Genomic DNA, 25,554 nt, shown 5'->3' with positions numbered 1-25,554 from the left:
CTAAAAAGCTCCACCGGAGCTTTTCTTAACGCTCGGTCCTCCTACGGACTACATAAGAGAATCGGAGCCCACGAAAGCGGGCTTTGTTATTATATCACTTTTTAGCCCATGGCATTGTTATTCCAAATTGACGAAGCAAAGCGAAAATACCCTTGGTTGGATCGGTTGAAATAAGGATCACGGGACTACCATCATTTGTAAAACGTTTCATAACATACCGGTAATTTCCATAGGCATCAAGGCCGGGCCCCTCGACGATCTTATTCTGTTTCAAAATCAGGTCTGTATTTTCTTTAGACAGGTGGCATAAATTGGCAGGATCCGGCTCCATATTAATTATCGCTGTTTTCAGCTCGTCATATGAGTGAAAGGGAACTATTCTGGCTTCTGCCACATCATAGGGCTGTTGTTCCATTACAATGTCAAGAATCAGGGTATCCACATCATATGAAGCATCACCCAGGTTCAAAGTTGCTGTTTTATAACCAATCCCTGAGAAATTTATTGTATCTGTTCTTTCAACGGTGATTTTGAAATGACCTATCTGATCCGACATAAATTGAATTTTACCATTAACTGAAATAGTAATATTCGGAAGAATTTTCAGCGAATTCGATTCGTAAGTATATCCTATTAATAAGATCCTTTTTTGAGAATCCTGTGAAAAAGAAGTAACAGGTAAAAAAATGAAGAATAGGAAATATAATCCGGTTTTCATCAGGTCGGGTTTATCACTAATTTATGCAAGCCCTGAAATATTTTACCGGAATTTGTATTTAATTAAATATTCTTAACATGCTTTAAGATTTATTCCTGCGCCCTTTCAGGGCTGAATGTTGAATACGCCATGAAACACAGGGTTAGCACCCTGAACTGGTATCGTTGCACCCTTTCAGGGTGAGTCGCTGCAGGGTTTCACCCTGTGCTGGTATCTTGCACCCTTTCAGGGTGATTCGATGCAGGGGTTTCACCCTGTGCTGTTACCTTTAACCACTTCAGGTTTGAATCCTGTATCACGTCCTTGTTTTTTTCGCGAAAAGCCCTGAAAGGGCGGCATAACCCAGCACAGGGTGCAAACCCTGTGTTAAATGATTGTCATGCACATTCAGCCCTGTAAGGGCGAAAGATTATGTCAATTGTGTGTTTTAAGAATTTTAGAAGTATAAATATATTTTTCATTCGATAATTTCAAAATGTAAATACCATCCTGAAAATATGATAAATCAATTGAGATTAAAAGATGCGATGAAATGTTTTGAATTATAGCTTGTCCAACTAAATTGTACAATGTCAATTTTATGTTATCATTGGATGGATTGCTGATGTTGAGATATTTTGTAACCGGGTTTGGATATATAGTACAATTAAGAGCATACGGCTGATTTGAAAGACTAGTTAGAAGGTAATCGTGGGGTACAATTTGCAAGAATACATTAAATATAGCTTTATATGGACTATAATTTCCAGATCCTTCAAACACTAAACTATCTGAAGCCACATATTTTAAATCCGGTGTATTATAGGATGTTAACGAAATTGGATCATATTCAATAGGACAATTAATATAGCCGGGTTCCCCGCTTTCACAATAAAAGTCAATTCTGGCCCTCGGCCTTGGAGAGATATCCGGAAATGGTAAGGCGGGGCTATTTAGTAGACTGTCGACCCACTTTACAACTATAGGCATTTTACCACCTGTAAAACCTATACGCGCATATGGATAAGGGAAAGAAGATATATCTTTTACCCTTACAGAGTCTGAGGTCAGAAGATAAGCACCTGCCGGGAGATAACTGGGATATATCCATAAAAATGCATTGAACTTTGTAGTATCAATCCTAATCCAGCCCTCATCAAAGGCAGTGTCTATAACATATACTTCATTGCTGGCAGCAGAATCATATCCAATATAAACAGTGTCCCTTGCTCCAGTTGCATCTTCGAAAAAAAGCGGCATTTCCCATTGAGGCTTTTGCTGACTGTACATTGTAATCGCAAATCCGGAAAGAAAAAGAATGGTTATAAAATGTCTTTGATACATATAATGGTTTTTTCAGATTTTGCCAAACGATTGAAGGTGAATTATAATTAAATATCATTAAAAAAATGATATAATTGAAGCTTGGAAGGAGGTTTTCCAATACTAAGCATATTTCCTGCGCCCTTTCAGGGCTGATTGTTGAATGCGGTCATTAACACAGGGTTTACACCCTGTGCTGGTATCTTGCACCCTTTCAGGGTGATTCGATGCAGGGGTTTAACCCTATGCTGGTACCTTTAACCACTTCAGGTTTGAATCCTTATCACGTCCTTGTTTTTTTCGCGAAAAGCCCTGAAAGGGCGATATAACCCAGCACAGGGTGCAAACCCTGTGCTAAATGTTTGTCAATTACATTCAGCCCTGAAAGGGCGAGAGAATAGGTCAATCAGATTATAAGACAGCAGATATCAGATAGTAATCTCTACTCGTAATAATCTCCTATTATGTTGAGTGCCTTGCCATCAATAACCAATGAATCAGCTATCTCAAATGTTGGGATTTTGAATCTGTATAAATACGATGTGCTTGAAGTTGTATCTCTTGACACGCCTATGTAGTAGTTATTATAGCCTACAAGTTCACTTACATTTTTATTGGTAAGCAGGGATAAAGCAATTCCATTTTCCAGATTAATAATATACAGTTTATTATTGATATAGGATACCAGTTTAGTATTCTCAGTATAAGGTAAAATCCAAAATAAGTTCTCAGGTTTGTAATCAGTGGATTCAAAGTAATGCGTTCTGACTACTTTATTGGTAACCAGGTCAAATTCAACAATCGACGGGGGTATTTTTGAATTTCCTTTGCAGAGAATATATAGACCGGGATGAAAATACCCAGAATATTCAATCATTACATTCACACAATCGATTGGTCTTTTGCCGACTACAAAACTGTCAAGTTTATGAATCATGTTTAAGTGGTAGCTGTCGGGTGTATATAAGCGATATATTATCGAATCATTCATATTATTTCCTGAACTAAAAACATAAATGAAGCCATTCGTACCGAAAATCTTACCAGGATCAATATTTAAAGGAATATTTTTAATTATGGTTTTGTCATAATCTACTAAGCAAACACCAGCACTATCTTTGCCTCCGTATGATAATAAATTATTTGAAGTTATGTTTTTCGGACCATTTATTGAAAGGGTAGCTATTGTAGTGAAGTTTTTCAACCTGATCCATTCTAAGGTGTTATCGTTTTCAAATGAAATCACTCCAATAAACCCGTTAGAAACAAAAGAATGGATAGGGTTCAAAATTTGAACACCATTCTGATTATAATAAATATCACTGAAGACTTTGTTTTGCCCGGGCGAATAAAAACTGATGGATTGCTTATGAACAATAAACATACCTGTTCCAAATCCCATATCATAATCTTTATCAGTAAGGAACTTTCTATATTCAGTTTTTTCAATTTCACAGGAGAATAATAATAGACCTGCTACAATGCAAATCAGATTGGTTAATTTCATAATACTATTTTATTATGTATTTGAGATTAAAATTCAGGTACATCAGCGAAAATGGATCGTCGAAATCAGGCAATTGATTGATTTGAAATCCCGAGTTTATATCTACATAAAGGTCTTTCCATATACTTCTTTGAATTCCGTAACCAACCTTTAAATAGGGCTGTAATTCAATTTTTCGCGAAGTCTTAATTATCCATTCACCTTTCTCAAAATCCCATTGAATCGAATTAGATCGGTACGGTTTATAAAAAAACAGGAAATAAGGTGCCAGAACTATATAATTTGCATTAAAATTATTACCCGTAAGCCCGGTGCGCATTCTGTTCTTAAGATTAAGGTAATACCTGTAATTCAAATCAAGGTTTAAGCTTGTATAACCTGAGGAATTGTTCATGAACCATAAATCATGTGACACATGGAATAAATTTAGGCTTGCAGATATAGAAGAACTATTCCATAATTTCTTTTCCACTGTCGTTCCGCCTCCAACCCCGAAGAAATCCTCCCTACCTGTATTCATTAGTAAACCGGTTACATTTAAATACCAGGCCATTTTCCTGTCTATAAATTTTTTCTGAATTTTAAATTCAACTGTATCTGATTTTGACTGGGAATAGGCTGGAGGATGTATGACCAGTAAGCTTAATATAATAGAAAAAGCATAGGTTTTCATTTCAATGAAGTTTTATACTGTTATAACTTGATGAAACATATATATCATGTGCAATTTTGGGTGATTGGTACAGAAGATTTTGTTTTGTAATCGATGTAAAGGGAATATCATTGAATTTCTGACTGAATTCAATAGTGGCGTTTTTTACAGTGATATTATAATTGAATCTTTTCGGGTCATTTATAATTAAATCTATGTCGCAATGTGAAGAGTTTATTTTAAGCCTATCCAATTCTGTACCGGCTTCAAAGTGAATTTTCCCGACCTTGTTAGTGATTGCCATTTGGCCATTCATGCTTTTAAGAAAGATATTTGAATTAGAGGCTTCAAGCTGTGTTATTCCTGAAATGTAATCAGCGTGTATGTCACACAAAGTAGAATATATCCTGGTTGTTCCGGAAATCCTGTTCAGGTATATTTCGCCGTATTTATTATTAATGTTTATATAGCCGTTCACCCCCGACAACCGACATATTCCATAATCATTGTTAATAATCAGAATTACTTTATCAGGAATGTAAACTTTGTAATCAATTGATATAATGGATTGAATCTTGTCTGTTCCTACAGGCAAAGCAAAAAAATTGTTTATATTGACTTCGGCGGATGTTCTGGTTAAATTAAATCTGCTGTACTGTAATTCCCGTCGGGCCATAGACACATCATTATTTGTAAATGCAATTTTTACTTTGAGCCATAACATTGATTTTTCCCAGCGTGTAATCTCAAGATTGCTTTTTTTAGAATTGATTGTAATTGTCATATTCCGGCTTACCGGAACCGAATCGACGTATTCCTTCACTACCGTTTGAGATAAAACGGGAATCGCTGCAAAAAAAATCAGTAGGAGGAATATGACGGTTTTATTCCACATAATCCATCATTTGCGTTCTAAGACTTGACATCTGATAATCAATACGATCAGTGATTTTTGAAATGCTGGCATCTTCGGGATTGAAAAACATGGAGTTTTCAATCTCTGATTTTTCGTCGTTAAGCCTGATAATCTCTGTCTTCAACTCAATAAAATCCGGCTCCTGGCATTTTTTAGGATATCGTGTGCAAAGAGTGGCAAGGAACGATTCGACAGGCTGCTTTTTTAATGTATCCAGTTCATGCTGACGGATTTCAGGAAGTATAATCCTGATTACAGCGTATGAAATCAAAAGCAACAGGATAGTTGCAGCGAATTTAATAAGCCGTGTGTCATAAACCCGGAAATTCTTTTTTAATTCAGGAAGATCAATTCCCTTCTCAATTTTCTGCCATATATATCTTCGTGGGTCAACTGAAGGAAGATTCTGAATGGCTTTTTCAAGTGATGAACGGTTGATCTCACTGTATAAACCGTCTGTCAGCAATCCTGATTCAATCTGTCGCCACAGTTTCTTTGCGTCTGGTTTAGCCACAGATAAACGATTGATATGTTTCCTTATCTTTTTCATGGCTTAAATTCGGCCAGTTTATGTTGCAGACTTTTCTTTGCATGGTAAAGCTGAGATTTCGAAGTCCCTTCTGAGATTTTCATAATTTCAGCCACCTCCTTGTGAGAATATCCTTCAATTTCGATAAGTGTAAAAACAAGCCTGAATCCGTCAGGTAACCCCAGTATAGCTTTATGCAGGTAGTCACCTGACAGATCGTCGGGCCATATTATCGGATCAACGGGTTTGCCAGGTTGCGATTCTTGAAATGAAGGTCTTATCTTCCGGAGAGCCTCCCGGATCAGTATTTTCTTGATCCAGGCACCAAGTGTACTTTCAAAACGGAATTGATGCAGATTATTGAAAACGCTTATAAAGGTGTCCTGGACCACATCATATGTTTCTTCCTCCTTCCCCACAATCCTCAGTGCAATCGTAAACATTGCCCTGTAATATTTGTCGAAAAGCTCTTTCTGTGCGTTCCGCTTGTTCTCCAAACAACGGCTTACTAATTTTTTATCCTGTGAAAAAAGAGGCATATTTAAGGGTGTCTGCAATAAAGAGGAAAATTTAAACAGAAAGGTTGTATCCAAGTTTTATTTCGGGGTCGGACCAGACGAAACGATTGATTGATAATTAAATAACTTATAAAAATAGCAAAAAAACAAGCTTAGAGCGGCATTTGTCGATATAAAAATGACCTTCTAAGATTTGCTACTATAGATGTAGTAGATTTTCTTTCATCTGTTATTTTAGTATTACTGTTTCTCTTCTTTCTAAGAATGACCAGATTTATATCCGGAAAAGGTATGAACTAATCATTAGCCGCAATGTTTTAAACTCATCCGATATCCATTAATGGATACCGGGATTTCCGGTATTTTCATTGTTAAACTAAATCTAAGGAGGTTAATATGCCGTTATTTTTGGATATCCACCAGCACGTTCCGGGTCTGACGAAAGAGGGAATTGAGGAAGCACATGCCAAAGACCTTGAAATCCAGGGTAAATACAACGTACGTTACCTGAAATACTGGTATGATACAAATTCGGGTAAAATATTTTGCCTGGCTGAAGCACCCGATAAAGAATCTGCTATAGCTGTTCATCGTGAATCGCATGGACTGGTGGCCGATGAAATCGTAGAGGTCCTTGAAGGAGATGTTGAGGTACCTGTCGGACATCATCATTAAACACTGGTAGAGACGCGATTCATCGCGTCTCTTTAGTTTAATTAGCTTCGTCCTTAGCCAATTCAACGATATCCTTTACTTCCAGAATTTTCTTCGGGTATTTGCGGGTGACGGAGTGGATCATGGCCTTGCCTACCTGGAGTAATGTGCAGAAACCGGATGGGTAAACGGCCTTCCCGACAGGATAGATCCACGACAGGTATTTATAGAAGGACGGAAGGTATTTCTGACCTTCCCTGGCTTTCATGAAAGCAGGACGAAACATATACGCATCTTTGAAAATTTTCATCAACAAATTTTCGGTTTCCCCTTTGACACGCGCCCAGGCCAGTTTTCCTTTTTCAGAACTGTCGGTTCCTGCCCCTGAAACATAACAAAATGTCATTTCAGGGTTGAGCTTCCATAAAAACCGCGCAAAATTCAGGGTCATATCCCGCGTTACCCGCTTATAGTCATCCTGGCTCATACCTATTGAAGACACTCCCGCGCAGAAAAAGCAGGCATCATATCCGGTAAGCTGCGATTCCAATCCTTCCGGATTAAAGAAATCCTTAAGAATGATTTCCTTAAGCCGCGGATGTGAAATGTCGGCGTGCCGCCGGTTAACGATCAATACTTCTTCCACATCAGGGCATTCAAGGCAGGTTAAAAGTACACCTTCGCCTACCATTCCGGTAGCCCCTGTAAGGATCACTTTAATTTTCATACGATTCATTTTTATACAATAACCAGATCATTGTGGGTAATACAACTAGCAATAATGGCATAGCAACAATAAAACCCCCTATTATGGCAATTGCCAGTGGCTGGTGCATCTGAGCACCTGAACCAATTCCAAGTGCAATAGGCATCAAAGCAATGATAGCTCCCAGTGCAGTCATCAGTTTTGGCCTTAACCGTGTTGAAATGGCATAAACGATGGCATCGCGGGCTGTCATATCTCTCACTGCCTGGCGGAATTGGAGAAATGTAAAAATGGCGTTTTCACCGATTATACCCACAATCATTATGAGTCCGGTATAGCTGCCTATATTGAGAGGGGTGCCTGTTACATAAAGGGCTAAGTAACAACCTGATATACCCAGGATGGATATTCCCAGGACAGTCAGTGCAATCCTGATTTCTTTAAACAGCACAAGGATCACACAAAATACAAGCAGGCATGCCAGTATAAGGATAACCAGCAACTCCCTGAATGATTGCTGCTGTTCAGCATACGCGCCGCCATATACAAAACTGTAACCTTCGGGCAGGCTTATTCCTTCAGTTACTTTTTTCCTGATTTCACCCATAGCACTCCCGAGGTCCCGGTTATCGAGCCGGGCGGTAACGGCTGCAAGATTCTGCAGATTTTCACGCTGAATTTCAGGATCTCCTTCAGTAAGTTCAAGCCGGGCGAGCTCAGTTACCGGTTTCAGCTTGCCATCGGGCAGGAAAACCTGGATGTGTTTTATACCTTCAATGTCTCTCGTTGTATTGCCCGTATACATCAGCCTTACGGGAGTGAATTGCTCTTTATCATGAACTTCCCCGGCCAGGTTGCCTTCAAGTGCGGTCTGAACCTGGAACTGGAATTCAGATGGGGTTAATCCGAACAAAGCCAGGCGGTTGGCGTCCGGGACCACCCTTACATAGGGTCCTGCTATGACAAGACCATTGAAAACATCTGCTGTACCTTTTACTCCCGATACTATATCCGCCACCCGCGATGCAAGTTGTTGCAACGTACGGTTGTCATTACCAAAAATTTTGACCTCAACCGGCTGAACGGAGGCCATTAGATCTCCGAGCTGATCGCCGATCACCTGGCCAAAATCCACATCCAGAGCCGGCTGCGTCGATTCAATTTTCAGCCTTATATCGTCAATCACCTCATTTGTATTTCTTTTTCGATCCTTTTTTAGCTGGATCAGGTAATCACCCGTATTGGGCTCTGTAATGAAAAAGCCCATCTGTGCGCCGGTTCGCCGTGAATAGGCTTTTATCTCAGGAATTTCAGCAAGCATTTTTTCAACTTCTCCCAGCATCCTGTCGGTTTCTTCAAGTGAAGTTCCCGGTGGCGACCAGTAATCCAAAACAATACTGCCTTCATCCATTTCAGGAAGGAACCCGGTTTCAAGACGCGAAAAGAGAAGGGCAAATGCAATTGCAAGACAACACAGAAATCCCAGGCTCATCCACGGCCGGTCTATAAACCAGGATACCCAGCCTTGTTTTTTTACGTTATGCGCTGGTTGATCCTTTGATTTTATGTCTGAAACGCGATTTATCGCGTCACTGCGCGTCAATAAGAGGAAAATTACAGGAAGGGCGATCCAGGTAACAAAAAATGAACAAACCAGGATGACGATCATGGCATTTGTCATTACCTTGAAATAAGCCCCTGCCACACCCGACATGAGAACGAAGGGCAGAAAAATAACAATGGTGCTCAGGGATGATCCTACCATGGCCGGGAACAGGTAATGAATGGCTTTATGAACCAGTTGGACAGAGCCTTCTCCCGGATGTTCCTCATTGGTGCGATGTATTTGCTCCACTACCACAATGGCATCATCAATGATGAGCCCAATGGAGGCAGCGAAAGCACCCAGGGTCATTATGTTAAATGTCTGATTAAGGGCGTAAAGAATAATGACAGAAAGGCATAAGGTAACCGGAATTGTAAGCAAAATGGCTGCACTGGCCTTAGCCGACCGGAGGAATAGAACTGCTACCACCAGGGCCAGCATGATCCCGATCCAGAGGCTGTCACTTACACTTTTTATAGAATCATTCACAAAATCGGCCTGCACATAATAAGGGCTTATAGTAACATCTGATGGCAATATCTTCTTCAGCTCCACGATTTTACCGGCCATTTCATCCGAAAGCTTTACCAGGTTGGTGTTAGGTTGTTTAATTACTGCAACCTGCACACTCTGCTTTCCGTTTGCACTTACTTTAATATATTCCTTAGCCTCGCCTATGCTTACCGACGCAATATCACCCAGTGTCACAATTCGTTTTCCGTTATTGCTTATAACCAGTTTTGCCAGTTCTTCCCTGTTACCGACCATGGCATCGGTAACCGACAGGTAAAGAAACCGGTAAGAGTTCAGGTAGCCGTTCGACCGGATAAAGTTCGTTTCGTTCAGGGCATCCGAAACCATCCGGGGTGTTATACCCATACTGCTCATCCGGGCAATGTCGAGTTCCACCCTGTATTCTTTATCCTTGCCTCCCATAATCTGAATTTCGGAAACCCCGTTAACCTGTGAAAGAAAAGGTTTGACCGTGTAATTGGCCAGATACTTCAGGTCTACCGGTTTTCGTGAATTGCTTTCAAGTGTGTAGCCGATGACAAGCAATATCGAAGGATTCATTCTCTCGACCGTTATCTCTGTTTCAGGCGGCAGGCTGTTCCTTATTTCATTAATTCCCGATTCAATACGCTGTTTGCTCAGATCTACATCCGCATCCCAGTTTATAAAGGCCGATATTTCACAGCTGCCCCTGCTTGTAATGCTTCGTACGGTTTGTAATTCGGGGATTTTTTTCATGGCCATTTCAAGAGGCTTTGTAACCCTGAGCATCATTTGTTCTACAGGCTGTTCACCGGATTCGGCAATAACTTTTATTTTTGGAAAAGTGATTTCCGGGAAAAGTGAAGTCTGCATCCGGCTGAAGATAAAAATACCGGCGAGAATGATTATGGCAATGGCAACAGATAAAGGGTTCCTATATGCGAAATACACATTCTTCATACGCACTATTTTTCAACGCTGACTTTAGCTGTATCCGGCAGTCCGTAATTTCCGTTCAGCACAATTCGATCATTCTTGTTGAGTAAAGGGGAAAGGATTTCAACCCTTGACGGAGTTTCAATGCCTTTTTGAACATAGACTTTAACAGCCGTTGAATCGTCGGTCAATTTCATTATCCAGAATGAACTTTGCTGTTCATTGGTGAGAACAGCTTCACGAGGCAGAGTAACGGAATTATTTTTAACCTGTTTCATGAAGAAAACCGTGGCAATCAGATTCTCGGGAAGAGAAATGCGATCAGATAACCTGATGATATAATTTTGCGTTTGTGAAGCCTCATCCAAAAAGGGCATGGATGAATCAAGAAAACCGGTTAATTTTTTCCCGTCAGGTAAAACCAGGTTGATATTTCTGTTTCTTTCTATCAGGGGTGTAAGTTCATAAGGAAGCTGAAGTAGAAATGCAAGGCTTGATGCATCGCTGATGACGGCCAGGGATTCTCCTTCCTGTACATAATCGCCCTGTTGATGTGCAATTTCAGTGATGAACCCGTTTGCCGGTGATCTTACTTCAAGTATACCGTTGAAATGAAAGGATGTGTCAAGTTTGCTTATGACGTTTCCAACGGATACGGATTCTTTTGACCGGATATGAAACAGAGTCTGACCCTTTGCTACTTTTTGACCGGGCACCAGGTTCATACTGCCCAGGTACCCGGTTACAGAAGCATTCACATTTGTTTTTACAAGGAATTTTGATGTGGCATTCAGTAATACAGTATCGGCAAGTGCTCCGGATGATATGCCTGTGACTGTAACGGGTGTGACTGTTTCTGTTGCTTTCTCTTCGGCCTGTTCATTTGCCGGTTTACATGAAAATACAAACAGCGCAGGAATAAGAATCAATAGACAGTGATTTTTCATTTTGACCCGCTCCAATAATTAAATTGAGTTATAAGTAAATTTCTCTCAATTGAGTTTTTTATAAGCGCCTGGCGAATTTCCAGGTAATTGTTTATAGCCAGGATATACTCGGTGATCCGGATGTCACCGGTTTCAAGTAATTTGTGATCCGCATCAATAAGGGCTTTTGAATAATCAACCTGGTTGGAAAGTACTGTTGAGACTTTTTCATTATTACTGATTTGTGCTGAAAGTTGAAACAATTGCTGGCTAAACTGATTGACGAAATAATTTTTGTAGTTCAGCCGGGTTTGTTCCTGCAGGTATATTTTATCATGCTCCATTTTTCGTTGCCGCCCGTCATAAATGGGCATGGTGAAACTGATTCCGGCGCTTGCGCCAAAGTTTTTCCATGGTTGAAACATCCAGGATGAATAATAGCCGGCGTCGCCGAAAAGACTTACTTTAGGACGGTAAGAGAAATCAACCTGTCTGTCCCGGATGGAAAGTTTAAGGCTGTCGTTTATAAAAGCCTTGTAATACTCCGAATTTTTAGCCTCAGATGAAGCCAGCCTGTCAATTAAGGGTTCAGGTAAAATAACTGAAGTGGTATCCAGTATTCCGCAAAGGTAATTCAGTGAAGACAGGTCATTCCTGTATTGTCCGGCTGCTTCAATGGTTTTGGATTTCTGCTGTCCGAGCGCTATTAAAAACGTAAGGTATTCGGCCTGGCTGAAAGTGTTCTGTTCAGTAAGCCTTCTAATTAAAACATCCTGTTGTTGCAGAAGATTCAGCACCTCCCGGTTATATAAATACTCCCTGTAGGAGCCGTAAGCGTTAATATACTGTATGGTAATATCTTTTATAATTTCTTTTTCAGCCAGGATATATGAATTAACCAGCGATTGATTTTCGGCTTGCAATAACCGGTACTGGTTCATCAGGTTTGACCGGCCGGTAATTTCTTTATTGACCGATAGTTGTGCCGTAATATTCGCAATGTCGGTAACAATTTCGTCATAACCCCAGCCATCAATTACAGGTGCGTAGTAATTATTACTTACAGCACTTACCTGGAAACCGTTTTTGGCATGTATCTGCAAACTGTCGATTTTGTTTATCCCGATTTGATTCCGGTAATCGCTTAACTGCGGATTGTTTCGAAGTGCCTGATTGATGAAATACTGCAGGTTTATTTCCTGTGCACACAGATTAATTGAAATGGCCAGGGCTAAAATAAGGTAATTAACCCGCATAGAAGGTTTATTTGTCGTAACAGCTAAGCTACGAAAAAAATGGCACTCTGTCAGGTCGTACGGTCCAGGAAGTTTCTCAGCACATACTGGAGTATTCCGCCGTTGCGATAATACATCACTTCAACCGAAGAATCCAGTCGGGCAATGACATGAATAACGCTCACCGTTCCGGTTGATTTGGTAACAGTCACATTCATCACCTTTCCGGGAGTTATTTCATCCAGGTCTTCAATATCAAGCGTTTCATCACCCTTTAGTTCAAGGGATGTAATGCTCTCTCCGGGCTGGAACTGCAAAGGAAGTACTCCCATGCCCACCAGGTTGCTCCGGTGTATTCTTTCAAAACTTTCAGCAATAATCGCTTTTACCCCCAGCAGGGAAACGCCCTTGGCAGCCCAGTCGCGCGAAGATCCGCTGCCATATTCCTTACCGGCAATGATGACAAGAGGAATTCCTTTTTCTTTGTACTTTTCAGAGGCTTCATATACCGACATGGTTTCGCCGGTGGGATAAAAGACAGTAAAAGATCCTTCCTTATTAACCAGTTCATTCTTTAACCTCACATTGGCGAATGTTCCTCTTACCATCACCTCATGATTACCGCGCCTTGATCCATAAGAATTGAAATCAACACGGTCGATCCCTTTTAATTTCAGGTATTGACCGGCCGCTGAATTTTCTCCTATTGAACCTGCAGGTGAAATGTGATCGGTGGTTACTGAGTCGCCCAGCTTAAGGAAAATCCGGGCTCCTTTAATATTTTTAATTTTTTCGGGACTGTCACTGATATGAAAAAACGGTGCTTCTTTTATGTAGGTCGAATTTTCATCCCACTGGTATACCTGGCTTGAAGGGGCTTCAAGGGCCTGCCATTTTTCATCGCCCTGGAAAATGTGCGAATAGTTTGAAAGGTAATCCCCGGCAGTTACTACTTTGCCCATTAATTCCTGGATTTCATCTGATGAAGGCCATATATCGCCCAGGTAAACCGGTTCCAGGTTTTTATCAAGGGCGACGGGCTCTTCCTTAAAGTTGATATCGATCCTTCCGGCAATGGCATAAGCGACAACCAGCATGGGGGAAGCCAGGAAATTCATTTTGATCAGCGGATGGATACGGGCTTCGTAATTACGGTTTCCCGAAAGGATTGCACCGACAATCAGGTCATGATCCGTAATTGCCCTACTGATATGAACGGGTAGAGGACCGGTATTTCCAATACATGTAGTGCAACCATAGCCCACCACATGAAAGCCAAGAGCTTCAAGGAACGGAAGCAAATGACTTTTCTGGAGATATTCAGTAACTACTTTTGACCCGGGAGCCAGGCTGGTTTTAACCCAGGGCTTTGTGTCAAGTCCCTTTTCAACGGCTTTCCTTGCCAGGAGACCAGCTCCCAGCATGACACTCGGATTGGATGTGTTGGTACAGCTTGTTATGGCTGCAATTACAAGCGATCCGTCGCTCAGAAGGTACTCGGAATCCGGAACTTTTATCTTCACACTTCTCATCCCGTGCTGCTTGACCTGCGTCCTTTCAAGTACTTCGATACCGGTTTGTTCAAGCTGTTTCGGGTCTTCATCCCGCACAGGGTGGTATCCCTCCGGATGCCCTCCTTCATCGGTCCACCTTGATTCACCGCGGTCGTCATATATCACATAACCGCGTTTATAATTAGTGTCCAGGATTTCAATAAACCTGTCCTTCACATGGTTCAGGGGTATTTTGTCCTGCGGTCTCTTTGGTCCCGCCAGCGAAGGAACCACAGTGCCCATGTCCAGTTCAAGCACTTCGGTATAATTGATCTTATCTTCGTTTTCACGCCACAGGAGATTTGATTTCAGGTAGGTTTCGGTCATTTCAATGTGTTTCGGATCGCGACCTGTGACTTTAAGATACTCCATAGTTTTATGATCTGGCGGAAAATAGGTAATGGTGCACCCGAATTCAGGCGACATGTTGGAGATAGTAGCCCTGTCAGGTACGGTAAGAAGATTCAACCCGTCACCGAAGACTTCGACGAACTTACCTACAACTCCTTTTTTTCTGAGTAATTCGGCAACCGTAAGCACAAGGTCAGTGGATGTGGTTCCTTCATGAAGCCTCCCCGTGAGTTTTAACCCAATCACTTCCGGCATCATAAAATATACAGGCTGGCCGAGCATGACTGCTTCAGCTTCTATGCCGCCGACGCCCCAGCCCACTACACCGATTCCGTTTACCATCGGAGTATGAGAGTCTGTGCCCACCAGGGTGTCGGGGTATATCATATGTTCGTTAATGACCACCACTTTGGCCAGGTATTCAAGGTTCACCTGGTGACAGATACCCATTCCGGGGGGAAGCACATTGAAATTCTGGAATGACGATTTGGCCCATTTGAGGAGCGAATACCGTTCATGGTTCCGGGCATATTCAAGTTCGACATTTCTTTCATAGGAATACATGGTGCCGAAAAAATCAACCTGAACAGAATGGTCGATGATCAGATCAACAGGTACCTGCGGGTTGATGAGCTGCGGGTTTTTGCCTTTGCGGGCGACTTCTGACCGTATGGAAGCAATATCCACAATTGACGGTACTCCGGTAAAGTCCTGCATCAGCACCCTGGCCGGCAGATACGGTATCTCAACCTGTTTCGGCTGCGGTGTCCAACCGAGAATATTCTTTAAATGCTGATCGTTGAAAGTGTTACCGTTGTAATTCCGGATAATATTTTCGAGCAATATCCGGATGGAAAAAGGGAAGGTATCAACGCCATAGCCTTCGCTATTCAGTTTGATAAGGTCAACGTATTTAAAATTACCCTGCTGGGTGGTAAGTATTTTGAAATGATCATCTATTCCGGCCATAATTCCAAGGATTTTACCGGATTAACAAATGGAAGAAGGGGTTTGTTTATTAGGCTATTAGGCTATTAGGCTATTAGGCTGGCTACTGGGCTACTAACTCACGTTGCTACTTATTACTTATTGGTTTACATGAGGCTTAAGCCGGAGGTTTAAGCTACAGGCCCGTTAGGGCCGACATTTATGGTAGCTAAATACAATCCTTATATACCTTGAGCTCCGGCAGGAGCGACATTATCGTTATTAATATTACATTCACCATAATGTCGATCCTACCGGAGCCGAAACGTCTATGATAGCAACTTGAGTTGTTAGGCTGTTACTGTTAGTCGGGGAAAATAAATTTATTCAGTCTGAATAAGTAACCCTCTGAAAAAAATCTCCGTATCGTAAATAAACCCTTCAAACAAACCCGGGGGCTGACTGGAAAACCTAACAGAGTACAGAGAGGATAGCGAAAATCTCAAGAGTAGCTAAAGTATTAATTTTCAATTCACATGATGTTCAAATTCTTGCGCTTTGCAGTGCTGATGGCATTGCCATTAATCAGTGTTAGTTGTGAACCTTCAGACAGCGATGATGAAGGTGACGGCAATAAAATAACCGACACCGAAGGTAACACTTACAAAACAGTCACTATCGGGTCACAAACCTGGTTTGCTGAAAACCTGAAAACAAAGCATTTCAGGAATGGTGATGAGATTCCTACCCTGGACCATTTTCCTGATGGCAATTATCCTGTTTATCAATGGCCTGCCGGTGGAGATGAAGCGAATGTAGAATTATACGGAAGATTATATACCCAGGCTGTTTTAACCGACAGTCGCGGTGTGTGTCCTGAAGGATGGCATGCCCCTTCGGATGCTGAGTTTATTCAGATGGAAAAGGAACTCGGATTAGTTTACGACCAGCCGCAGAGTGGCCAGATTGGCACCAATGAAGGCGGGAAAATGAAGGAAGCCGGCACCGCTCATTGGAAAGAGCCCAATACCGGAGCTACAAATGAAAGTGGATTCACTGCACTTCCGGCAGGCGCATATACAATGAACAGCGGCGCGGGCGGAATGGGAGATTATGCCTCATTCTGGACAACCACTATGGGCATGGGACTGAATGCATGGACTCATGAACTCAATAAGAGTTTTGAAAAGATATATCGTTATGATAGTCCCATTACAATAGGCAAATCCTGCCGGTGTGTGATGGATTAAGAAGTATAATAAAAACGACGCTGTCAGGTCTGCGACGCTGACAGGTCGTTTTTTTTGTTACTCTTCACGATATTTAGGAATATTGCTGAAATACCTCACCAAGGAGCTGAACACCCCTAAAGCGGCTATCAGGATCAATCCCCAGCCGATATCAGGTGCAAAACGAATGGCTTTGCCCAATGGCATCTGGAAAGCACCCAAAACAGTAAACAGAAGGAATAAACTAAGCCCCACACCAATAATCAGCCGGACGTTAGGCTTCCAGCCGGGAACAAACTCTGCCTGGAAATCATTTTTAATCCATCTCCCCATATTGTAAATAAGCAGGATCAGGATCAGTATGGGCAGAATACAGGCTGTCCACCTCATGAATTTTTCCATTGAAAACGAGGGAGTGACAGCAGGTTTTCCTTTCAGCAGAATTGACCGGATTTGCTGATCAGCCCTGGCACAGAATTCCATTGTATTGATATTGCTCAGAATGCCTATGCCTATACCGGTTTCAGGCATGAAAAGAAAAGATGAAGCATAATTTTCATCAAGACCCGAATGGTTCACTATGTCTATTGAGTCATCCTTATACCGGAACCATCCCATTGCATAACCTGATTGCCCTGCGCCTGTGAGGAGATCATAATTCTGAGCGGAAAGGACGGTATCCCCCTTGTCGGAAACCGTACGGTTGAGCATATACCGCAGGTAACTACCGATATCATTGATTGTACTGCTGATATAACCTGCAGGCAGAATATAATCGGAATAAAAGTAGAACCTTGATTTGGAAGGCATCATGAAAATACTATACTGGTAGGGTTGAATTAAATTATGCTGGTTGTTTTCCTTTTCGGTCAGCCATGTATCCGTCATTCCCGCTTCCGGCATAACATACTGGCTTATGTAATCAGCATAGGGATGGCCGGTCACATGTCTTACAATGAGGCCAAGCAATACATAATTGAGATTTGAATATTCAAAAGTCTTACCCGGCTCCGATTTCACATCGATCCGTCTTATATAATTCGTCAGTTTCAGTTCAAATTCGGAAACTGTTGCCGTTCTTCTGTCGAAAAACCCGTTTTCACGTCTGAAGCCGCTTTTCTGGTTCAACAGGTTACGCACTGTTACCTTTTTGGCATATTCAGGATTCTTCATAGTGAACCATGGAAGGTACTGTTTTACGGGTGCATCGAGGTCAATAATCTTTTCATTAACAAGCTTCATGATGGCCAGTGCCGTAAACGATTTGGAGCAGGAGCCGATAAGGTAATTTTTACCTGCGTTTTCAGGGTTTTTTTCATAGGTCATTAAAGCGGAATCCCTGTTTACGATCACAATGGCAAAATCAGGAATATTATACGATTCAGCCAGCTTGTCAATAGCTTTCCTTACCTCTGCTTGTTTTTCAGGTGTCAGATTCACGGCATGGGAAGGAATGATCAATGCAGCCAGGCAAAAAGCTGCAACAAGTATTTTTTTCATGTAGAGTTTATTAATGGATTCACCACCACACGAAATTCCATAAAAAAAATGGAAAAAACTAGAACTGGATGCGTTCGGCTAAGGCTCTGCCTTAGTCGAATCTATCCATGCAGGCTGCTGCCTGCATAATGTTTAAAAGCCAGGCGGAGCCTGGCAAGATATGTTCGACTAAGGCAGAGCCTTAGCCGAACTACTCACCAGCCTTTCTTTACTTCCTCCCTACATCCATCAAAATCCTCATCGCTCTTTCCGTATCCCGCCGTGCCACAAATACGTGATCGTGGTGGTAGCCGGCGACGACATTACAGCTCAGGTTGTTTTCTGCCAGGGCCCTTGAAACAGCTGCCGTAAGGCCTACTGCTTCAAGCGAAGAATGTATGGTGAGTGTGATCCAGGAGGAAACGAATGTATAGGGGTATTTTTTTTCGTCGGCAAGGGTTTTAGGGAAAATGACCGAAAAACCTTCTTTTTCCCTGAAAATACAAATCACTTCTTTCAGATCAACCTGGCTTGCGTCACTGAAAGAACAAAATACATATTCGCCCTCGTTCAATACAGGCTTCATGGATTTGATGAGCCGTGAAAAATTCGCTTCCCCCGACATACTGAATCATTTTAACAACCGAAATTAATATAATTTCAGAATTCAATCATGATGCGGAGCTGATTTCCTGTTATTTCCCTATTTTATCCAGCATGCTGATCCGTGTTTCCATCTGGTGCGAAATGATCTTGTCGTAATCATTATGCCCTTCACCGAATTTGTTGACAAGCACAAGGATTTCAAGCGACATAAAGAAAAGAAAAAACATGATCCAGACAAAAAGTGCGATAGGAGATGAAAGCAGCAGGTTAAACAACACCTGGAGTTCATCCAGAAAACCGGTTTTCGATTTAAGATCGGCCTCAATTTCCTGCCGGATATTGATCTTGCTGTTTTCTTTCTCTACCTTTTGTTTTCTCAGTTGATCAATCTGATCATTGATTCCGGGAAGCAGATCAGCTTTCGGGTTCGGCACATCGGTTAACGTATAATCCGTACGTTTTACAATTGTATCACGGGTGACCCCTTTTCTGTCGGTAAAATTCGTGCTGAGGTGCCTTGTTTCTGTGGATGCGCTTTTAATAAACGGTTTTTTTGCGAGTTCCTCAATCACGGCAGCCCGTTCGGCCTCTTTAACCAGAATTACTGAATCGATCTGTTTAATCTGGTAATCCAGCTCATTGGTTTTTACAGGGAGAATGGCGTTCACCTCTTCCTGTAATTTGCTGATTTTATTCTTCTCCACATCATCTTTGAATATGATTTGATCAATGATGACCGAGCCGATAACAGCCATTACTATTCCTATTAGTACGCGGAAAAGGATAACCATTTTATTCCGGCCCACCGACATGATAATTTGCCTCTCGATCTGGATCACAATGATTACCATAATAAGCGCCACAATCGAAGATACGAGGATATCCCCGTGCAGGTAACGTTTGGCGAAACTGTATCCTATAAAGGCCCAGAGGATTCCCACGATGAGAATAGCAGAAAGAAATTTCTTGACAGTCTTGGAACTGGCCTCGCTTGAATTGCTTATGATTTCATAATTATGGCCGGTAAGATAACAACCGGTCCTGAGCCAAAGATTCTTCATATAGCTATAACTTTTTTTGGAGGATATGGGTATGTGTTATGGCTGAAAGTCCCCTCATAAATCCCCGCTGGTACGACAGGGTAATGCGTTGTACAGGGCCGTTGCCCTGCAAAGCTTCTTCACGCATGGTTCTCACTTTTGAAAGGTGATCATTCACCATTTCACGACGGATTTTCAGTTCTTCAACAAGGTCGATCAAACCGGCCCTTTCACGGCTTGTTATATGGAAATCCACTTCTTTCTGAAGTCCCTCATAATAAGTAAGCGATTTGTCAAACAGGATAAAAAGATCCTGTTTCAGCAGGTTTACATTGTCATTGCGATAGCTGTCGTCCGGATTCGTAAGGGCATCGTTATATCCCCTCGACTCATAGTCGAATTGAAGGAATGAATAAACGGTATCAATGCTTGCCCCGTTGTTATGAAAGCCCGGTTCGGGCAACAATGAGTTGTGATCACCATTGACAGGTACATCCGCAGGATTGGCCGTATCTGCCGGTGCCTGGTTTTTCTTTTTTAAAAAACTAAAAAGTCCCATGTTGTATTAATAATTCTGGTTGATATAAAAGACGTTCGGGGCATCAAAAAGATGCATGAAGGGAAGCTGATTCAGGGAGGATAGACTTGCAATTTAGGATTAAAACGTATCGGAAACATAATTATTTTAAAAAATATTGCACTGGTTATCAATTTGAAAAAATACTTCCTTTCAGAGTCTTAAGCATTAAACCGGTTGTTTTGTTTAATTAATTGCGATTTTTCTGATCTTTATATAATAAATCAATTATTCTTACCCATGTCACGAATTATTAGTTTATGCCTGGCGTTACTTGCTTGTAGCTGGTCTCAACTTTCTTCCCAAACACTTCCCCAGATTGAAAGCAAACGTGTTGAACTTCCAAATGGCTGGAAACTCACTCCTGTAGGGAATTTGCTTCCTCTAGGAGATCTTCCTCTCAATATAGCTGTATCTCCATCGAAGAAACTCGTTGCGGTGACCAACAACGGCCAGAGTGACCAGATGGTTGAGCTTATAGATGTTCCGACATCGAAAATTCTCGATACTGTGGTGATGGACAAATCATGGCTTGGGCTTGTATTCTCTTCTGACAGTAAAAGCTTGTACGCTTCGGGCGGGAATGATAACTTTATTATCCGGTTCTTAATTGTCCGCAATAAACTGGTGCCTGCCGATACCTTCGTTTTTGGCAAACCATGGCCGGTGAAAATTTCCATTGCAGGAATTGCAGTGGATGACTCACGTAAAATCCTTTACACTGTAACTAAAGAGAATAATTCACTTTATGTTTTTGATATGGCAACCCGGCAAATTAAAGGCGTTTTCCCGCTGGGCGGCGAAGGGTATACATGCCTGCTTTCACCTGACCGCCGGATGCTCTATATTTCATGCTGGGGTTGTAATAAAGTGATGATGTTTAACACGGATAAAATGCAGTTCAGCGGAGTTGTAGCGGTGGGCGACAATCCGAACGAACTCTGCCTGTCAGAAAAGGGCGACCTGCTGTTCGTGGCCAATGCCAATGACAATACGGTTTCAGTGATCAGCACAAAGGAGCGCAGGGTAATTGAAACCCTCAATTGTGCCCTGTTTCCGAATGCACCTGAAGGATCTACGACAAACGGGCTGGCTCTGAGCGAAGACGGAAAAACATTATATGCTGCCAATGCCGATAACAATTGCCTTGCTGTTTTTGAAATAAGCGAACCGGGAAAAAGCCGGAGCAAAGGGTTTATTCCAACCGGCTGGTACCCAACATGCGTAAGGGTAATTGGTAAAACCATTCTGGTAGCCAATGGTAAAGGACTCACTTCAAAACCCAACCCGTTCGGTCCCAACCCTGCGGGAAAAAATGAGGATGTGGCATACCAGAAAGCAGGTAAAAAAGTCAAAGAACAGTATATCGGAGGACTGTTCCGGGGAACATTGAGCATTTTACCCGAGCCGGATGAGGCACAGCTGTCAGCGTATTCACAGGCAGTATATCATAATTCACCCTACAACCAGACTAGCGATTACCTTTCAGAAGGTGAGGAGGGAAATCCTATTCCCATGCGGGTCGGCGATGCTTCACCCATCAAATACGTGTTTTATATCATCAAGGAAAACCGTACCTATGACCAGGTTCTGGGCGATATTCCGCAGGGTAATGGGGATCCTTCACTCGTACTTTTCGGTGAAAATATAACTCCCAACCAGCACGCCATTGCCCGTGAATTTGTGCTGCTTGATAATTTTTACGTGAACGGTGAAGTAAGTGCCGACGGCCATAACTGGAGCCTTGGAGCCTATGCAACTGATTATCTCGAAAAAAACTGGCCGACCAATTACAGCGACAGGGGTGGAACGTATGATTCGGAAGGCACCCGTGAAATCGCCAATAACAAGCATTTTATCTGGGATATCTGCAAAAGATACGGAGTGAGCTATCGCACCTACGGAGAATTTGCGGATGACTATAAGGCCAATATACCGGTGCTTGAAGGACATTTCTGTACTTTTTTCACAAGCTGGGACCAGAGGGTAAGAGATACGGTAAGGTTCGGGCAGTGGAAACGCGACTTCGACTCACTGCTCGCTTTTAATGCCGTTCCGAAATTCAATTCCCTCCGGTTTATCAATGATCATACCGAAGGCCTCAGCTTCGGCCGGCCAACCCCGTTTGCCCATGCAGCCGACAACGACCTGGCTGTCGGAATGTTTGTCGATTACCTGAGTCACAGTAAAATTTGGAACGAATGCGCCATATTCATTGTGGAAGACGATGCCCAGAACGGTCCTGATCATGTGGATGCGCACCGTACTACCGCTTATGTGGCAGGTGGATTTGTTAAGGATGGATATGTGGATCATACCCTGTATTCCACCTCGTCCATGCTCAGAACCATTGAACTCATCCTGGGAATTCCTCCTATGAGCCAGTACGATGCTTCAGCCACTCCCATGTGGCGTTGTTTTAATTCAACGGCAGCACACAGATCTTTTGACGCCAGGCCTATTTCAGTAGATTTGAATGATAAAAACATGAAAATCAGCGAATGGTCTAAAATGTCGGATTCATTTAATTTTGCAAAAGAAGACAGGGTACCCGATGCTGATTTCAATACAGTGATCTGGAAAGCTGTGAAGGGTCTTGAAGCGGAATGCCCTGCCCCTGTGCATTCGGCATTTTTTACCGCAGGGGAAATAGAAGATGAGGATTAAAGAATATAACCAGATATAAAACCACCGTCATGCGAATCAAGATTTTTTTCTTGCTTACAGCCATATTGGTTTCATCGTGTAAACCAACGGGAAATAAAGGTACCGCAGATACGACTGCATTTAACCCGGGTTTCAAACTGATGCCTTCCGATACGTTTTTCTTCAATTCATTTGTCGATTGCAATATGGCAGAGGCATGGATTGGCGATACCTTCAGGATTTTCCCGGGGAAATACGGAGAAGATCCGCTATGGGGAAATGCCCGTGATCTGAAATATGCAAGCGGAAAAAATGCCGATGAGGCCTTTTTAAGCAAGCCGGAAGATTTCAGAGAGCCCCGGATGCCGTTAAATGCACCCATCGGAAAATCAGGTTTGCATGGTGCGGCGTGGTTTGAAACCATTTACCAGGATACTTCGGATCAATCGGGAAGAACACTTTACGCAGTATATCATAACGAAAATTACCCCTCCACGCTGCCGTATGATAAAGCAACCGGACAAGGATACATTGATGAGAAATGGCCCCAGGGACTGAAAGGTCCGACATCGGCGGCTGCTGTTTGCCGCATTGGAATAATGAAATCAACCGACGGGGGCAGGAGCTGGGAAAACAAGGGACTGTTTATTGAGGACCTGCAGCCCCGCATGATCCTGAAACCTTACAATACATCCAACACCTTTGCAGGAGGAGTGGGTGATCCCTCAGCCGTGTCTTCGGGCGGGTATCTTTACCTGTTCTATGGAGAATATGGTTACCCGGGGGAATACAGTGAAGCGGATTACGATCCGCAGAAAGAATGGAGCGGTCAGTGCATTAGCGTTGCCCGGATCAGTCTTAATGACCTTGAAAATCCTGAAGGAAAAGCGAAAAGATGGGATGGAACGGGTTTTAACGCACCTCATAATGGTGTGGGCAAGCCGGTAGATTCGCTGCAGATACCGATGGGCGAAGGCGGTGGTCCTGCTTCGTCACCAACCGGAGGTTTTCACTGGGGACCTTCAGTAAGCTGGAATGAATACCTTGGATGCTGGGTTATGCTCATGGGGCATGTAACAGGTCCTTCATGGGCTGGCAGCAAAATTTTCATCTCCTTTAATAAAAACAGGGAGTTGGGTGAAGGTAACAACTCACAGCAATGGACTAAACCTCAGTTGTTGCTGGATAAGCCGGGTTATTTCCTCTGGTACCCGTCGCTTCAGCCGATGAATACGGCAGAGGACATTGCCTCAAAGCGCACCTGTCTAAAGCTGGGCCAGCGGGCAAGGCTTTTTGTTAAGAATATTAAGCCAGAGCGCAGCGAGTATCTTTCGGAGTATGTGATTGAGTTCAGTAAATAGTTTGGGGTTTGTAGTTTGAGGTTTAGAAGTTTAGAGGTTCAAAGGTTCAGAAGTTCAGTGTTTCAGAAGTCCAGGGAGTCAGGTTCAACTCCGCTCAGGATGATACAGGCAAAGCCTGATTGATTAGGTCCGACTAAGGCAGAACCCATAGCTGCAATCCGCGTTAGCGGATTAATATGAATAGCGCCGGCTGAAAGCCGGTGTTTAGGCGTTCATAGTTCTCACAACCGCGTTAGCGGTTGAATTTGAACATACAGTAACTTTGCATTCAACGGTATTCAACCATTGTGATTCACATTCAACCACTTCGTGGTTATAAGCTATATTTATAAGACATTCGCTTACACCGGCTTTCAGCCGGCGTTATTCAAATTCAACCACTCCGTGGTTTGCTTTGGAAACCTCAAACAATTGAACCTTTTCATTGGTTAGTGAAAGAAAACCAACCAAATGAAAAACAGGATACTGATTTTAAGTTCTATGCTGCTCCTCTTGCTGTCAGCCAGCAGCTGTGATTTTCTCGGGAATATTTTTAAGGCAGGTATGGGTGTCGGCGTTTTTGTCGTTATTGTTGTTATTGTAATTATAGTGATAATTACAGTAATGGTTCGCCGAAACCGCTGAATTTTCCTGCGGGGTAAACAATATTTTTCCGGCTTTGTTGAACAACTATAACAATAATAAAACTAACCATGAATCCGGTAGTACATTTTGAATTACCCGCCAATGACAGGCAGCGTATGGCCGATTTCTACTCCAGGGTATTTGGCTGGAAAGCCCAGTTTATGGGTGAAGATATGGGTAATTATGTTACAGTCAGCACCACTGAAACCGATGAGCGGGGCCGTCCGACGCAGCCCGGAGCTATTAACGGCGGTTTGTATCCGCGCACAGATGATGCCGGCGATCAGCATCCTTCACTCGTTATCGGGGTCGGTAACATACAGGAAGCAATTGAAAATATTAAAAAAGCAGGTGGTAAAGTAATTTCAGAACCTGTTCCGATCCCCGGGGTAGGAAAATATGCTTCTTTCTTTGACACCGAAGGCAACCGTATGAGCGTATTGCAGCCGGATTGGTAAACA

Annotated in this window: 22 protein-coding genes; 6 read left to right on the top strand and 16 right to left on the bottom strand. The window is 42.5% G+C overall.

The genetic code is table 11. The features are described 5' to 3' along the window. Window positions 1-94: 94 nt before the first annotated feature. The 7 genes from VK179_05560 to VK179_05530 all read right to left on the bottom strand — a co-directional run bounded on the left by VK179_05560 (window position 95) and on the right by VK179_05530 (window position 6,121). A complete protein-coding gene (locus VK179_05560; protein HLO58186.1) occupies window positions 95-718 on the bottom strand; it encodes a hypothetical protein in 624 nt (207 codons plus the stop codon). Window positions 719-1,132: 414 nt separating this feature from the next. Beyond that, a complete protein-coding gene (locus VK179_05555) occupies window positions 1,133-2,041 on the bottom strand; it encodes a T9SS type A sorting domain-containing protein (protein HLO58185.1) in 909 nt (302 codons plus the stop codon). A 421-nt stretch (window positions 2,042-2,462) separates the two neighbouring features. Further along, on the bottom strand, window positions 2,463-3,527 hold the full coding sequence (locus VK179_05550; protein HLO58184.1) for a hypothetical protein: 1,065 nt from the start codon (window positions 3,525-3,527) through the stop codon (window positions 2,463-2,465). A gap of 4 nt (window positions 3,528-3,531) precedes the next feature. Continuing rightward, window positions 3,532-4,200 (bottom strand): hypothetical protein, encoded by a 669-nt coding sequence (locus VK179_05545; protein ID HLO58183.1) that lies wholly within the window; start codon window positions 4,198-4,200, stop codon window positions 3,532-3,534. A gap of 1 nt (window position 4,201) precedes the next feature. Next, window positions 4,202-5,074 (bottom strand): DUF4097 family beta strand repeat-containing protein, encoded by an 873-nt coding sequence (locus VK179_05540; protein ID HLO58182.1) that lies wholly within the window; start codon window positions 5,072-5,074, stop codon window positions 4,202-4,204. Further along, on the bottom strand, window positions 5,064-5,645 hold the full coding sequence (locus VK179_05535; GenBank protein HLO58181.1) for a hypothetical protein: 582 nt from the start codon (window positions 5,643-5,645) through the stop codon (window positions 5,064-5,066). The genes VK179_05540 and VK179_05535 overlap by 11 nt, the downstream gene beginning before the upstream one ends. Next, window positions 5,642-6,121, bottom strand: coding sequence for an RNA polymerase sigma factor (locus VK179_05530; protein HLO58180.1), 480 nt, complete (start codon window positions 6,119-6,121; stop codon window positions 5,642-5,644). Before VK179_05530 ends, VK179_05535 begins: the two co-directional genes overlap by 4 nt. Window positions 6,122-6,538: 417 nt before the next feature. Between VK179_05530 and VK179_05525 the strand changes: the two genes are divergently transcribed. Further along, window positions 6,539-6,817, top strand: a complete 279-nt coding sequence (locus tag VK179_05525) for a DUF4242 domain-containing protein (protein ID HLO58179.1) — start codon at window positions 6,539-6,541, stop codon at window positions 6,815-6,817. A gap of 37 nt (window positions 6,818-6,854) precedes the next feature. On the opposite strand, the gene VK179_05520 is transcribed toward VK179_05525, so the two are convergent. The 5 genes from VK179_05520 to VK179_05500 are packed head-to-tail and all read right to left on the bottom strand — an operon-like array spanning window position 6,855 to window position 15,573. Then, window positions 6,855-7,523 carry a hypothetical protein gene (locus tag VK179_05520; GenBank protein ID HLO58178.1) on the bottom strand — a complete coding sequence of 223 codons (669 nt, stop codon included), beginning with the start codon at window positions 7,521-7,523 and terminating at the stop codon, window positions 6,855-6,857. After that, the gene (locus tag VK179_05515) at window positions 7,513-10,563 is read right to left on the bottom strand and encodes an efflux RND transporter permease subunit (GenBank protein ID HLO58177.1); all 3,051 of its coding nucleotides are present in this window, start codon (window positions 10,561-10,563) and stop codon (window positions 7,513-7,515) included. Before VK179_05515 ends, VK179_05520 begins: the two co-directional genes overlap by 11 nt. Before the next feature lie 5 nt (window positions 10,564-10,568). Continuing rightward, a complete protein-coding gene (locus VK179_05510) occupies window positions 10,569-11,486 on the bottom strand; it encodes an efflux RND transporter periplasmic adaptor subunit (protein HLO58176.1) in 918 nt (305 codons plus the stop codon). Next, window positions 11,483-12,721 (bottom strand): TolC family protein, encoded by a 1,239-nt coding sequence (locus VK179_05505; protein HLO58175.1) that lies wholly within the window; start codon window positions 12,719-12,721, stop codon window positions 11,483-11,485. Before VK179_05505 ends, VK179_05510 begins: the two co-directional genes overlap by 4 nt. 50 nt (window positions 12,722-12,771) lie before the next feature. Further along, window positions 12,772-15,573, bottom strand: a complete 2,802-nt coding sequence (locus VK179_05500) for an aconitate hydratase (GenBank protein HLO58174.1) — start codon at window positions 15,571-15,573, stop codon at window positions 12,772-12,774. 494 nt (window positions 15,574-16,067) lie between these two features. On the opposite strand from VK179_05500, the gene VK179_05495 reads away from it, so the two are divergent. After that, the gene (locus VK179_05495) at window positions 16,068-16,781 is read left to right on the top strand and encodes a fibrobacter succinogenes major paralogous domain-containing protein (protein HLO58173.1); all 714 of its coding nucleotides are present in this window, start codon (window positions 16,068-16,070) and stop codon (window positions 16,779-16,781) included. 57 nt (window positions 16,782-16,838) lie between these two features. Here the strand turns inward: VK179_05495 and VK179_05490 are convergent, their stop codons facing one another. From VK179_05490 to VK179_05475, 4 genes are all read right to left on the bottom strand, one after another. After that, a complete protein-coding gene (locus tag VK179_05490) occupies window positions 16,839-18,260 on the bottom strand; it encodes a serine hydrolase domain-containing protein (protein ID HLO58172.1) in 1,422 nt (473 codons plus the stop codon). A gap of 208 nt (window positions 18,261-18,468) precedes the next feature. Beyond that, window positions 18,469-18,864, bottom strand: a complete 396-nt coding sequence (locus VK179_05485) for an ACT domain-containing protein (protein ID HLO58171.1) — start codon at window positions 18,862-18,864, stop codon at window positions 18,469-18,471. Window positions 18,865-18,934: 70 nt separating this feature from the next. Further along, complete coding sequence (locus VK179_05480; GenBank protein ID HLO58170.1) at window positions 18,935-19,906, bottom strand: DUF4407 domain-containing protein; 972 nt, start codon at window positions 19,904-19,906, stop codon at window positions 18,935-18,937. Window positions 19,907-19,910: 4 nt separating this feature from the next. Then, entirely contained in the window at window positions 19,911-20,444 is a 534-nt protein-coding gene (locus VK179_05475; GenBank protein HLO58169.1) for a hypothetical protein, read from the bottom strand. Window positions 20,445-20,702: 258 nt separating this feature from the next. On the opposite strand from VK179_05475, the gene VK179_05470 reads away from it, so the two are divergent. The 4 genes from VK179_05470 (at window position 20,703) to VK179_05455 (ending at window position 25,551) form a co-directional block, all read left to right on the top strand. Then, entirely contained in the window at window positions 20,703-23,129 is a 2,427-nt protein-coding gene (locus VK179_05470; protein ID HLO58168.1) for a bifunctional YncE family protein/alkaline phosphatase family protein, read from the top strand. Window positions 23,130-23,158: 29 nt separating this feature from the next. Beyond that, window positions 23,159-24,469: a hypothetical protein gene (locus VK179_05465; GenBank protein ID HLO58167.1), complete on the top strand. Its 1,311-nt coding sequence runs from the start codon at window positions 23,159-23,161 to the stop codon at window positions 24,467-24,469. Window positions 24,470-24,919: 450 nt separating this feature from the next. After that, complete coding sequence (locus VK179_05460) at window positions 24,920-25,093, top strand: hypothetical protein (protein ID HLO58166.1); 174 nt, start codon at window positions 24,920-24,922, stop codon at window positions 25,091-25,093. A gap of 68 nt (window positions 25,094-25,161) precedes the next feature. Further along, window positions 25,162-25,551 (top strand): VOC family protein, encoded by a 390-nt coding sequence (locus tag VK179_05455; protein ID HLO58165.1) that lies wholly within the window; start codon window positions 25,162-25,164, stop codon window positions 25,549-25,551. Window positions 25,552-25,554: the final 3 nt, after the last annotated feature.

It is taken from the genome of Bacteroidales bacterium (assembly GCA_035299085.1).
GTDB lineage: Bacteria > Bacteroidota > Bacteroidia > Bacteroidales > UBA10428 > UBA5072.
Note: the sequence above shows the minus strand (reverse complement) of the source record. Positions and strands in the feature narration are given on the sequence as shown.